Here is a 13,272-nt window from a genome sequence, read left to right on the forward strand (position 1 = left end):
TGCATTCTATGAATCTGCCGGCTCAGTCAATCTTCTGCCATATATCCATATAATCTATACCGAAGCTGCCTTGTCTGTCAAAAAGAATGATTTCGTTCGCACCGCTCTGCAATTGCAGCTCCAGCTCCATGAAGGATAATTGGTTTCGTCCCTGAGATTCCAGGGTCGATACGATCGTAGAATCCCCGTTCACCGCCACCTCCAGCTTCGCGTCCGGCGAAGCATTAAGAACAGCTACGGAGATAGTGTAGGCCCCGCTTCGCGGAACATGAATATTGCTAAAGCGCAGCGCTGCATCGCTTCCGCTGAGGTTTGCCGCTGCCCCCCCTGAGGCATACGGGTTATCCTCCGCATCAGCATCCCCCTCCATCGCCTGGGCTTCACCTTCATACCGGGGAATTTCTATGGCCTTCAGTTCAGCTGCGCTTCCCTCCGGCAGCTCAAAGGCTACTGTATTCATCCCGGCTGTGAACGGTAAGCTCAGATAGGCGTATCCGGTTTGGCCTCCCCCGGTAGGCGGCAGCTGAAGCTTTGACGGCGTTCCAGCATTCACTGAAACTGCCGCCTCCGCCGGTTCTCCACCCGGATTCACATAATGCACCAGCACCGGGGTATCGCTATTCACCGTGGACGGCAGGGACGGGAACTCCAGCCGGTTCCCGCTGCGGATGGCATTCCCAGCCTCGAATACTCCCATTCCAGCGGGAACCTCAAGCGCCGTGCTCAGCGCCAGCGGCTTCCCGAACACCGGCAGGCCGCCATCGTCCCAGTTGACCGGCTGGGCCCGTGCTTTGCGGTTGTTCCAGCCGTCCGCCGCTCCAGTAGTCGCGTGATAGACAATCCACTGTTCGCTGCCATCCGGCGATACCGTAAACGAGTTATGCCCCGGCCCGTACACTCCGGAGGCTTCATCCATCGCCAGCAGCGGCTGCTCCGGCTTGGTCCAGTCCACTGCTTCCAGCGGATTCCCGCCGGGCTTCAGGGCCAGCAGGCCCAGGTTGTAATACGGAGTCCAGCTTCCCGCTCCAGAATATACAATGAAGACGCGGCCGTCGTGATGAAGGACCGACTGGCCTTCATTGATGTACGGCGGGCCTCCGGCCTGCTCCCACGGAAGCAGCGGCTCGCTGAGCAGCACCCTTGGTCCGCTGATCGTCAGCGGATCACTCATCGGCGCAATATAGGTGTTCTGCGCAGCGTTCACTTCGCCTTCCCAGCCCGACCAGACGAAATACAGCTCATCATCCACTTCCATCGCCAGCCCGTCGATCGCCCATTTGTTGGTGTCGTCGGTTATTTGGCCCTTGAAGGTATAATCGCCAAGCGGATCACCACTGTCTCCCTGCAGCACATACATCCGGTGATTCTCATTCATTCCATTATCCGCAGCAAAATAGATATACCAGCTGCCCCGGATGTACTGGAGCTCGGGCGCCCAGAGATTCGCCGAGTAGGCGGTCTCCGCCGGCGGATACCATACCACTCTCCGCTCGGCCTGGCGGAAATCCATTGTGCGTGACTTCATCACCATAATATCCGTTCCGTTATGGGTGAAGGTCATGTAATAATATCCATCCTTGTAGATCACACTCGGATCCGGAGTATCAATCTCAGCAAGCGTGTTCTTGAACGTCCCGCCATGCCCGTTATAGACTTCATCTGTCCCGCTATTATTGTGCTGCAGCACTAAATAAGCACCTCCCGCCAGTATAAGTAACATAATCGCCGCAAGCGAGTAGACTATTCTACGTGAGTTTTTACCTGTCCATGCCTTGTGCGGACTATCAGGTTTCATACTCATCCGCATCCCTCCTATCACCCGTTATTTCACACCCGAGCTCGTAATCGCCTTAACGAATGACTTCTGGCCGACGATGAAGATAATCAGTACCGGGAGCGCAGCGATAGTGGTCATGGCCATTAATTTACCATAACTCTGGGTGTAGCTTCCGGTGGCCATCATGGCAATCCCTGCGGTGATCGTCCGCATTTCCGGCGAGGTGGTTGCATACAGCGGCCAGACAAAGTCATTATAGATCCCCATGAAGGTAAAAATCCCCAGCGTCATCATGATCGACACTGCGGAAGGCAGCAGGATCTTAGCATACAGATTCCATTTGTTCACCCCGTCGATCCGTGCCGCCTCTTCGATTTCTTTCGGGAAGGAGACAAAAAACTGATACAGCAGGAACACGCCGAATGCCCCGGCTGTAGCCGGCAGAATCAGCGCCTGATACGTGTTGATCAGCCCCAGTGTATTGAACTCAATATACATCGGCAGAAAGGTCAGCACACTGGGAATCATCAGCGAGGCAATGAACATGGACAGCAGCGTACGGCGCAGCGGCAGATCCGGCAGCCGGGCCAGGGCAAACGCCGCCATCGAATCAATCAGCAGCACGATAGCTGTGCCCGCAATCCCTACTGACAGGGAATTGATGATCCAGCGCAGAATCGGCGTATTCATCAGCTCCCCGCTCAGCCCCTGAACGAAATTATCAAGGGTAGGCTTCTGCGGGAAGAAATTCATCCGCCCGGAGAGGGCTTCGAAGTCATTTTTGAACGCAGTGGACAGCATCCACACGAGCGGCAGCAGCACGAACAGTGCAATCAGAATGGCCAGCAGCAGCAGGCCGGTTTTTTTGACTTTTCCCATTTATACCTTCTCCTTCCGGTTCGTAAGACGGAACTGCACGATGGACACCATCATGATCAGCAGCGCCATCAGAATCGCCATCGCGGAAGCTGAGCCGATATCCTTGCGCACGAATGCCTGGTCCAGCACATTGATCAGCAGCACCTTGGTGGTGTCTCCCGGCCCTCCGCGTGTCAGCAGAAACGGCTGGGCATAAATGTTGAAGGACGCGATCGTTGAGGTAATCATCACGAACAGCATCACCGGGCGGATCGAAGGCAGTGTAATCGACACAAACCTGCTCCACGCGCCCGCCCCGTCAATAGCAGCAGCCTCGTAATAATCTTCAGGCACTTCGTTGAGCGCATTCACAAAAATAATCATATTGAACCCGATCGTCCACCAGAGCGTCGTGAGCACCAGCGCAATCCACACCCAAGGCGTAGCCGTCAGCCACGGGATCCCCGTCAGGCCCAGCTTTTGCAGCAGACTGTTAATGAATCCGGCATTGGTATCGAACATCATCAGCCAGATCACGGCCATAACCGAAGCCGACAAGGCATAAGGCAGGAAATAGAACGTCCGGAATAACCCCCGGAGCTTCGCCGGCAGTGCATTGACCAGCATCGCCATTCCCAGCCCCACAACGATCAGCAGCGGCACGGAGTACAGGACAAACTGGAAAGTCGTCCACAGCCCGCGGAAGAAGATACTGTTCTCATAAGTCCCCGGGGTAAAAATCGTTATATAATTCCGCAGTCCCACAAAGGGATGCGCGGCAGACAGCAGCTCGAAGTCCTGCAGGCTGATCACAACACCGTACAGGATCGGAAACAGCAGAAACAATCCGAAGGCTGCAAGGTAGGGCAGTATGAACAGAAATGAGGTGAAGCGGGAAGTCCATGTGCTTTTCAAAAGAGATTCCTCCATTCCTTCGTATAAAGAAAAGCGGGAAGCTATTCCGCGCTCCCGCTTTTGCTTACCGAAAAGTTCACTTCGTCATGAGTGCTATTTCATCGCCTGACGGGATTTGGCTACAGCATCATCCATGGCCTGCTGTGGTGATTTTTTGCCGAGAATGGCATTGCTCAGCTCGCTCCACACCGGCTCGACGATGGTGCCCCAGTTCAGCACATTCGGTGCAAACTGTACGGAGGAGAAGCTCTGGGATACGGTACTCTGGAACTCCATAGCTTTGAATTCTGCACTGTCCATAACGGTTTTGGAAGCTACCGCCTGACCGGATTCGGCCCAGTCCAGAGAGTTGCCGGAGACATATTTCAGGAAATCACCGATGCCGGCTAGCGTATTGCTGTCTGTCACAGCCTTCGGAACCACAAAGCCGTGGGAGCCTGCATAAATAGCCTGCTTCGCTTTGCCGATCTGCGGCATAACGGCTACGCCATAATTGAGTCCGGCTTCATCAAACTGCGATTTCATCCACGGTCCGTTGAACTGGATCGCGTTCTTGCCCTGAAGGAACAGGGTGTTCTCGCCGTCCTGCTGCACATTGGCCGGAGAGATGCCCTTGTCGACCATATCGCGCAGCCACTGTACCATTTCTACAGCTTCCGGGGAATTGTAAGCTACGTCTGTTCCATTCCACAGCTCTCCGCCATTCTGCCAGACAAGCGACGGGAAGATGAACTGCTGCGGCCAAAGGGTAGGCACTACATATCCGTAGACTCCTTTGGATTTATCCGTCAGCTTCTCCACGGCCGCGTCGAATTCAGCACGGTTTGTTGGCGGGGCAGTGACTCCTGCTTTCTCGAACAGATCCTTGTTGTAGTACATCACCACCGGGTGAATGTCGAGCGGAATGGTGTACAGCTTGCTGTCAATGGTGGCGTACTTCACCGGGGCTTCGGCAAAATCAGCAGAATTAATTCCGGCAGTTGCCGCCAGCTCATCCACAGGCTGCAGCTGATCCTTGCTCTGGTAGGTCGGCACCTGATCCACGTGCATAATCATCAGGTCCGGCCGTTCCTTACCGGTGCTGAGCGCTACATCCAGCTGCTTGTAATACTCACCATTGGGCTGGATCACGAAATTCACTTTGTATTTATCCTGGGAGCTGTTGTATTTATCTACGATCTTCTTCATAAACGGGCCATCCGAGCCGGAGAACGGTGACCAGAACAGAAGCTCTGTCTTCTTGCCGCCGCTGCTGCCTTCTCCTTGCGTCTCCTTGCCGCTGTTACCGGCATTTGCGCTGTTGTTCTTCGCATTGTTCCCGCCGCAGGCGGCTACTACCATTGCCAGCATCATAACCATCAGTAATAGTGATGTTACTTTTTGCATGGATCGTTTCATCTGTGTACTCCCCTTTTACCCGTGATTCAAAGACGACTGCTCTTTGATGTCTTTATGTTACCTCCCCGGGGGATCGCAAAAAATGTCCTCAGTCTAGGATCAATGGACATATTTACAGATTGGCGGGCTCGTGGCTGAGGTCTGCCGGATGACTTCAACGCTCATGGGGTCCGAATCCAACGGCGGCTCCCGGAGAATAAAATCGCCCTGAGGGCACAATTCCTCCACCCTATTCCCTCGCAGCGACACATTGTATTCGGTTTTCCGCATACAATTGGCTCGGTTACCCTCGCTGCGACACATTGCTTTTACAGCTCATTTCCTCCATAACTCACTGCTGGAATCTCATCAAACATCGCATAATTTTCCGGCATAATTTCTTAAACTACACAATAAAACGGTTGATCAGATACCTCCCAGTACATCAAAAAAAGCTGCCCCACCGGCATTATCACCGGGGAACAGCTGATATTGAAGAAGCAGACCGCAAAGGGCTCTGCTATTTATTAAGTACAACTGGACGCTGCCCTCACTCTATCACGAAGGGTTCGATGCGTCTGAACAAAAAACGCTCACCCTGCAGATATTCTCTCAGATAAGCCAGTGCATACGGCTGTTCTTCCCGCAGACCGGGGATTTCATCCGGATTAGAGATGTGATGGCTGTAATTCCCGATCATGATCATAACGAAGAAGCATTCCAGCTTCCGTTCATAATCCGGCTCCAGCTCCCGGACACTGCTATAGCCCTGGATCAGGCTGCCGCGCTGCCCGGGGGAGAGCTCCAACAGTGCGGCGGCCATATCATAGAGGAAATATCCGTATCCGCAGCGGCCGAAATCGATCGCACGCGGCTCGCCTTGGTCAAAAACAACATTTCCGCTATGTAAATCTCCGTGAATCAAGCCGTAAATGGAAGGGTCAGGCTGCATGGCTTCGAGATCAATCCGTATTTTTGCGGCAGCAGCCTGATAGAGCTTCCATTGTTCCTCCGTTACCATTACCGCGTGATGCTCCTCCAGTTTGCTCCACTCCAGCTTGAAGCTGGCTGCTCCCCATACCGGACGGGTGAAGCCGGCAGACGGAACGAACGGTGTACCCGCTTCGTGCATACCGGCAAGCATTTTCCCCATCCTGAAGATATGATCATCCGGCAGATTGCCCTCTACGGGCTCCCCTTCCACCCAGTGCATCACCGTTACCCAGGCAAGCTGCCGCTCTTCGCTTCCAGTCTCCAGGATATAGCCGCCGCCGGAACTGGCCAATCCTTGCGGGACCACAAAGCCCGCCGTCTGATTGAGATACCGGGTCCATTCCAGCTCCGAAAGGATCTCCTCCCGGCTGAAGCGCTCACCATGAATTCGCAGCAGAAAGCTGCCGGCAGCTGCAGTCTCAATCCGGAAGGTGCCGCTATCCGACATCCCGATAAGCTCAATCCTGTTCCATTCCAGATCATACTCTGCCAATGCCCGGAGTGCTATATTCCTGCCCGATCTCCAGAGGGACCGAGAGGGCTCACCCGTAATTCCGCTCCATAAACTATGTTCCGTCATCTTCCTGCCTCCCGCATATGTATGTCTGTAATTATATGGGCGGCTCACCGGAAGGACATAGATAATAAACAGCTGCAATTCATTTTTTGCACAAAAAAAGAAAGAGTCCTGTTCGACTCCTTCTCTCATTTCAATATAAGTGCTGCTCATATCTGCTTGCTTCCATATACAATCTTCTTGATGCTGTCACCCGACAGGCAAAATTGCTCGGCAAGCTCGGTTACGCTTAAGCCTCCGGCATAATGGTCACGAATGGACTGGTTCCGGGCCGTCAGATAGGTTCTGCCGCCTGAGTTCTCCCCCCACCGTTTCCGTTGTCCCTCGGGCTTGGGGATGTAGAGCATCCCGCCCTGCATATATTTCTGTACTTCCTGCAGCAGCTGCTGCGGTAATACCAGATCTGCATTTACATATTTCATATAGCTCCGCTCCTTTAAAGTAGTGAACTTGTAAAGGCAGCAAAGTCTATAGAACAGACCATTTTATGCGGCAAATCGTTGCAGCGGAGACTTGCTATCAGCTCTACACAACAACCACTGCCATGTCGTCCATAGACTTTGCGTAGAGCTGAGCATTAATCTTCTCATGAAGCGTCCTCCTTCCATTATCTGACTTGGGTTATATTTAATATAGCATACTTGAACCTCAATTTTCCTGGATACGAATTTCAATCTTAACGGTTGCGCGGCACCAACAAAAAAAGGGACCCCACCAGCGTCCGGCGGGGTCTAAGTTATATTAAAGGGGGGTTATGTGATTACTATAAACCCGAAAGCTTAAAATCAGATGAAGCGCGGGTAAAAATCTGCTGAAACCGGCTTAGATTTTGAACTTCTCTACCAGGACCTGCATCTCCTTGGCGCTCTGCGTATTCTCATCAGCCATGGTGGCCTCATGGAAGGTCTTCTCCACAATATCCGCCGTCTTCTCGGCGATATCCTGCACACCAATCGCGCCCTCGTTCACGGTAGCCGCCACTTCATTGACGGCGATGGCGATGCTGGATACCGTTTCGTTCAGGTGATCGGCTGCCTCCTCGAACTGGTTCATCAGCTCGTTAATTGTGGAAGCATCGCTGTTATACTGCTGGCTGACCTCGGTCAGCCGCTCATAATCGCCCAGCACATTCTGGTCAATGAACGTCAGCATCGCTTCGGAATGCTCGATCATCTGCTCTACGGAGCTGTAGACATTCTTGACGACGCCCTGGATGCCTGCCGCAGTCTCCGACGACTTCTCGGCCAGCTTGCGGATTTCACCCGCCACAACGGCGAATCCACGCCCGGCATCGCCCGCCCGTGCAGCTTCAATCGCTGCATTGAGTGCCAGCAGATTCGTCTGGCTTGTAATGGAGAGAATCGTATCCGCCAGCACATTGATCTCGTTGATGGCTCCCGATTGCTCTATAGCTTTCTGCATCTCACCACGGACCGAGCCGTAGATCTGTTTGGCATTCTCGGTGGATGTGACCGCATCATGCTGAAGCGCCAATGCACGCTCCGTAATTTGGCCGGATACACCGGAGCCTTCTTTTACCCGGGTGGAGATCATTCTGACATTGTTCTCAATCTCATGAATCGCTGCCGTCATCTCCTGGGTAGATGCCGCCGTTTCTTCCATTCCTGCCGACAGCTGCTCCGTAGTGGCTGAATTATCATGCGCATTCTCTCTGACGTCGATGGACAGCTTCTCCAGCGTCTCCGCATTATCCAGCACTTTCGAGGAAATCGAGATCAGGCTTCCGGCCATCTCACGCAGAACGGCGCGGGTATGGAACATTGCCTTGGCAATGGTGCCTGTCTCATCTTTATTTTTGGTGAGGTATTCATACTGGTTGTCATACTTCAGATCCAGCTCTGCTGTGCGGTTAATCAGCTGGGTAAGCTTGATAATCGGTGAGGAGATACGGGTAGCTACAGTAACCCCAATCAACAGCGTAAGCAGCAGGCTTCCCACTCCGAGTAAAATAATAAAATTCGTCATTTTCTGTACAGGCAGCATGATCTCCTCCAGATCTCCGGTCAATACCAGGGTCCAGTGAGTCTCCGGGAGAACGGTGAACGCCGCTTTTTTCTCCGCGCCCTCATACGTGTACTGCACCGTTCCATCCGGTACGGTCTCGCCCACCTTCACACGCTCCACAACAGCTTTGATCGCTGCATTCTCAACCACGGAACCGATCTTCGTCTCATCCGGATGGTAGAGGATATTGCCGGTTTCGTCCACCAGGTAGGCGTAAGATGAAGGCGCATTGGTCACCTTCGCATCGGCCAGATACTTAATAATACTGTTCGCATTAACCGCCGAAGCGACGAAACCTATCATCTTGCCCCCGCTCTTTACAGGATGAACAAAGGCCAATACATAAGCTCCGGTGGATTTGGATTTCAAGGTCTCACTGACGACAGCTTCACCTGTCTTGAATACATTCTTCGTGTAGTTTCTTTCGCTGAAATCGGTGCCGACCAGCTTGGTATCACTGTCTGCAACCGCAACTCCCTTCATATCAACTACAAACATATGCTCAAGGTTGCCTGCATCCTTGACTAAGCCCTGAAGCTTCACATTCACTTCATTCTGCAGTGCATCTCCGGTAGTAAGTTCGCCGTTTCCGGCCTGAAGCAGCAGTTCCGCGATTTCGCTTTCACCTGCAACGAGCTGCATGCTCCGCTTCTCTTTATCGATCATGGCCGCAATAGTCTGCGCTTTGTTAGTGTTTACTTGTGCCATAGAAGCTTCAGTCAGATTCAAGATGGTGCCAGTGGACTTGGTGTACGTAAAAATCCCCATTAATGCTGTAGAAATTAGTGTAACGACAATCATCATAACCGATAGCTTCATACGAATCTTCATAGTTTTCTACACCCTTCCGCCTTTATCTAATCCACTAGTACCTAAACAGCTAAAAACTGTAACATTTATTACAATTACTATCGGATTTCCCACAGAAATAATTAATATTCCTAGACGAATTTTCGGAAATAATATCGCATTTTGTCGAATCATAGTGAAATATAACTATTTTCATTTCTTTTCAGCCCGAAAAACCCGCAAGTCCCCCAGCCGCTTACAGCGGTACCGAACAAGGAGGAATTGCGGGATTCCAGGTAACGTTTATAACGAAATGCGACCCTCGGCAGGAGTGACCTTTGGCCCTCCCAGGGATTCCGCCTTCAGTCCGGCCTGCAACAGACGTTTGGCCCGGCTGCGGATGAACATGCCGGAGCAGGCAGCCAGAATCTGCTGGAACAGCATACCTGAAATCACGGGCAGGGCAACGGCTGGCGGAAAGTATTTCACTGCCAGTACCGCACCTGCACTCAGATTGCGCATACCGGAGTTGAACTGAACGGCAACAGTATTCTCATAATCCCAGCGGAAACGGCGTGAGACTACAGCACCGATGACATAACCCAGTAAGACTGTAACGAAGGTAACGGCAATAATCAGGACCAGCTTGCCATCCGGATGCTTCAGATAACGGGCAATGCTGGCGCCATTGATCGACACAACGATGAACAGGCCTACTTTGACAAACGGCGCCAGCGGCGGTCCGCAGACTGCCGTAACCTTGCCTTTGCTGAACTGATTGAGCAGCATCCCCGCTACGGACGGCAGCACCACCATGTAGAGCAGGCCCCGCATCATCTCCCCAATCTCAATCTGCACACTCGCCCCCATCAGCAGATACAGCGTGCCGGGTACAACCAGCGGCGAGAGCAGTGTATCGATCAGGATCAGCGCCAGCGTAAGAGCAACATTCCCGCCATGCATCGACACCCAGACCACACTGACAACACCGGTCGGAATGGCGAACAGCAGCACATACCCTGTAACTGTATACGGATCTCCGGGGAAAAAAGCCATCGCTGCCAGCCAGCCGATCAGCGGCATCACAATATGCAGAATAATCAGCAGGATGATCAGCTTCTGCGGTTTAGCCAACACTGCCAGCAAGTCACGGAAATTAGATTTCAGACTGCCGATCAGCGTCATAAAAGCAAAAATCCACGGCACCAGCCAGGTAAACGGCAGCAGCGCCGCCTCGTTAAGCACACCAACCACAATGGCTGTAGGTGTGAGCAGCGGCATGATTTTCTCAAGCACAACATTGGAAGATATTAATCCGCGTCTTATTGCACTAAGCATGTTGTATCCCTCTATGTATGGCGGGCCACACATTCCTTCTCTGCAGATTTCTTGGTCTTGGTTAACACCTCTAATGAAATCATAACAGAACCAAGCCGCCCGGAAGAGTGGAAAATTGCCAATTTGCGGAATATCCTACGCCATGCTGTTGGCGATCCCCACCACAATCCAGGACAGAATCAATATTATATTCCCCCACAGCAGCAGCTTCTTGGGAGCAGCGAACCCTTTCCACTCTCCGTCCTTAAGTCCCCAGGCATTGCTGATGATCAGCGACAATCCGTTGAAGGCAAGCCAGCCCACGACAGAGCCTAGCGGACCGAGTAATGCGGTTGCCTTGGCATAGACACCGAGTGCCAGGAACCAGACTGCAGCGGTTAACAGCGCCTTGCCGTAGGCCGGGCCTGCACCTTTGGCGAAATAATCCTTATAGGTCCCGTTCTTGATTAACAGGATAAAAGCATACGCGAAGTTAGCGATGAAGCCGCCGGACAGCGTAATTACCCAGGAAATAAGATTGGCGCTAATCCTGGCTGTTCCATCGGCAACGGCAATATCCGCCGCCTGACTCGCATAGGAGAAGCCGATATTCATCGCAGCAGAGCCTAGTCCGGCAGCTGAAGCGATAATCAGGCCTTTGGTCAGGTTAGTACCGGAGCTTGTCCCTTGGCCGGAAGCGGTGATAATCTTTTCTTTGAGCAATCCGGCCTTGGTAATCACGGCAACACCAGCCAGCATAATTGCTGTGCCGGTCAGCAGTACCGTAAATGAGCCAGCCGCCGGGATATTACCAAAGATGAACAGCGGAATCAGCGAACCCAGCGATGCCGATATCCCCATGTTAACACCGTAGGTCAGCGAGACACCGATGGAATCAATCGCTTTGCCAAACATAATCGAGCTGATGCCCCACAGGAAACCGCAGAAGGAAGCCGTCCACAGCACATCAGCAGGCGTCTGCCGGATATAGCTGAAGAAGTTGGGCACTTCAATCCATGTCCAGACTACCGGAATAATTAATATCCCTACCAGCGAGAAAATCGTCCAGAACGCTTCCCAGGAGAACGGCTGGTATTTCTTCATCCCCAGCCCGAAGCTGCCTTGGAAGCAGCAGGCCAGCAGCAATAGTAAAAACCCGTAAATCATGATGAAATCCTCCCAGTCCATATGTGTTATCTCTATTTCTATAGTAATGAAGCAGAAGGTTTCTGCATTGTTATACAGCTCATGCTGATGATTATACATGAAAGTTTTCATTCATAGTTGAAATAAAGTCAGAAATACCTGTCATTCAAAGTCATTCCCAGCAAAAAGCAGGACCACAGCGGTTGTGCTGCAATCCTGCCTGATATAATGCGTTATATCAATATCGGCTCATAAGCTCTTCTGCTGCGTCCGGACTATACCCCTTGCGGGAAAAGCGCATCAAGCGCCGGGCAAGGCCGCTTCTCCAGATACTTTTCGAGCGGTGCAGGCATGTTGCTGTACAGATCCTTCAGCGAGGTGCCGCTGTAAATATTGCCGATAATAACCGGGTGGCATAGCTCTGAGATCAGAATATCGCCATTGCCGTGCAGGTGAAGCTGCTTCATGCCCTCAATGCAGTGCGGGAAGTAGACACCCGGCTGTTCCTCGAAGCCCATAGCCTCCATGAACCGGTCCATACATGTGAAATAGAGGGTGGTATCCGCCGGTTTACGGGCAATCAGCTCGTTCACGGCATTCTTCAGCTGTTCCCGGGCCGCGATCGCTTTCCAGCCGGTATGCCCCATAATAATGCTGTTCTGGATCTCATGCGTTCTTACGCCCATGGAATAGACATGATCGCTGATCTCGCGCATATTGTCCTGCGTTTCGTTGAACAGCAGCGTTTCCAGGACCACATTTACCTTTGTTTTGGCGAACATGGTGATGTTCTCTCTGATTTTGCTATAAACGCTTGTGTGGATATTGTAGTAAGCAGAGAATGCTTCGGCAGTGGTGAAATTGAAGGATATATGTATCGTAGTCAGGCCTGCATCCACCAGCTGCCCGATCCGCTCTTCATTCAGCAGGCTGCCGTTCGAGTTCAGCTGGGTCTGAATCCCGCGGGAGGTGCAGTAAGCCACAATGTCCACGCAGTCCTGGAACTTCAGCGTCACCTCTCCGCCCGAGAGGCGCACACGCTTCAGATTAGGCAGCTCCTCCAGAATGCGGATAACCTCCTTGCCGTTAATGCTCTGTCCATCATTTCTATTGTAAGCGCAGCAGTAATCGCAGCGGAAATTGCAGTTCGAGGTGACCCCGACTTCCAGCCCCTCCAGCTCATAAGTCATCGGTTTATCCAGTTCCAGTGCTTTGTATTTCGTACTCATGCTCTATAGTCCTCCTATATTTAGAATCGTCAATTTAAAGGTCAACCTTTAAAATTATACAGGTTTGCCCGTCAGGTTAATGTGACATTTGATATCGCCAAGCTGAGTATGCAAGGGGGCTGCATAACAAGCAGAAGCATGGGGAGGACTCATATAAATGAAAATATACAATTATATATTCATCAAAAAGACTGCCGCGTGGTTAATATCACCATACGGCAGTCTCTCTTCAGCCAGATTTAATTATAGCTATCCTTGCATAATTACTT

10 protein-coding genes are annotated in these 13,272 nt (G+C 52.0%); all 10 read right to left on the reverse strand.

Features of this window, described 5'->3' with window-relative positions:
• Nucleotides 1–22: 22 nt before the first annotated feature.
• On the reverse strand, nt 23–1,801 hold the full coding sequence (locus MHI42_RS08720) for a family 43 glycosylhydrolase (RefSeq protein WP_342423504.1): 1,779 nt from the start codon (nt 1,799–1,801) through the stop codon (nt 23–25).
• A gap of 21 nt (nt 1,802–1,822) precedes the next feature.
• A complete protein-coding gene (locus MHI42_RS08725) occupies nt 1,823–2,656 on the reverse strand; it encodes a carbohydrate ABC transporter permease (RefSeq protein WP_342423505.1) in 834 nt (277 codons plus the stop codon).
• A complete protein-coding gene (locus MHI42_RS08730; RefSeq protein WP_231575329.1) occupies nt 2,657–3,550 on the reverse strand; it encodes a sugar ABC transporter permease in 894 nt (297 codons plus the stop codon).
• Between the two features lie 93 nt (nt 3,551–3,643).
• Nucleotides 3,644–4,948 (reverse strand): ABC transporter substrate-binding protein, encoded by a 1,305-nt coding sequence (locus MHI42_RS08735; protein ID WP_342423506.1) that lies wholly within the window; start codon nt 4,946–4,948, stop codon nt 3,644–3,646.
• 529 nt (nt 4,949–5,477) lie between these two features.
• A complete protein-coding gene (locus MHI42_RS08740; RefSeq protein ID WP_342423507.1) occupies nt 5,478–6,500 on the reverse strand; it encodes a phosphotransferase in 1,023 nt (340 codons plus the stop codon).
• Nucleotides 6,501–6,646: 146 nt separating this feature from the next.
• Complete coding sequence (locus tag MHI42_RS08745; RefSeq protein WP_042135602.1) at nt 6,647–6,919, reverse strand: CD3324 family protein; 273 nt, start codon at nt 6,917–6,919, stop codon at nt 6,647–6,649.
• A 400-nt stretch (nt 6,920–7,319) separates the two neighbouring features.
• Nucleotides 7,320–9,353 carry a methyl-accepting chemotaxis protein gene (locus MHI42_RS08750; RefSeq protein WP_342423508.1) on the reverse strand — a complete coding sequence of 678 codons (2,034 nt, stop codon included), beginning with the start codon at nt 9,351–9,353 and terminating at the stop codon, nt 7,320–7,322.
• A 261-nt stretch (nt 9,354–9,614) separates the two neighbouring features.
• Nucleotides 9,615–10,649 (reverse strand): bile acid:sodium symporter family protein, encoded by a 1,035-nt coding sequence (locus MHI42_RS08755; RefSeq protein WP_171718503.1) that lies wholly within the window; start codon nt 10,647–10,649, stop codon nt 9,615–9,617.
• A 135-nt stretch (nt 10,650–10,784) separates the two neighbouring features.
• Entirely contained in the window at nt 10,785–11,906 is a 1,122-nt protein-coding gene (locus MHI42_RS08760; protein ID WP_342423509.1) for an L-rhamnose/proton symporter RhaT, read from the reverse strand.
• A 143-nt stretch (nt 11,907–12,049) separates the two neighbouring features.
• A complete protein-coding gene (locus MHI42_RS08765; RefSeq protein WP_342423510.1) occupies nt 12,050–13,003 on the reverse strand; it encodes a radical SAM protein in 954 nt (317 codons plus the stop codon).
• Between the last annotated feature and the right edge of the window lie 269 nt (nt 13,004–13,272).

The organism is Paenibacillus sp. FSL E2-0178, from assembly GCF_038593005.1.
GTDB classification, from domain to species: Bacteria; Bacillota; Bacilli; order Paenibacillales; family Paenibacillaceae; genus Paenibacillus_AQ; species Paenibacillus_AQ phytohabitans.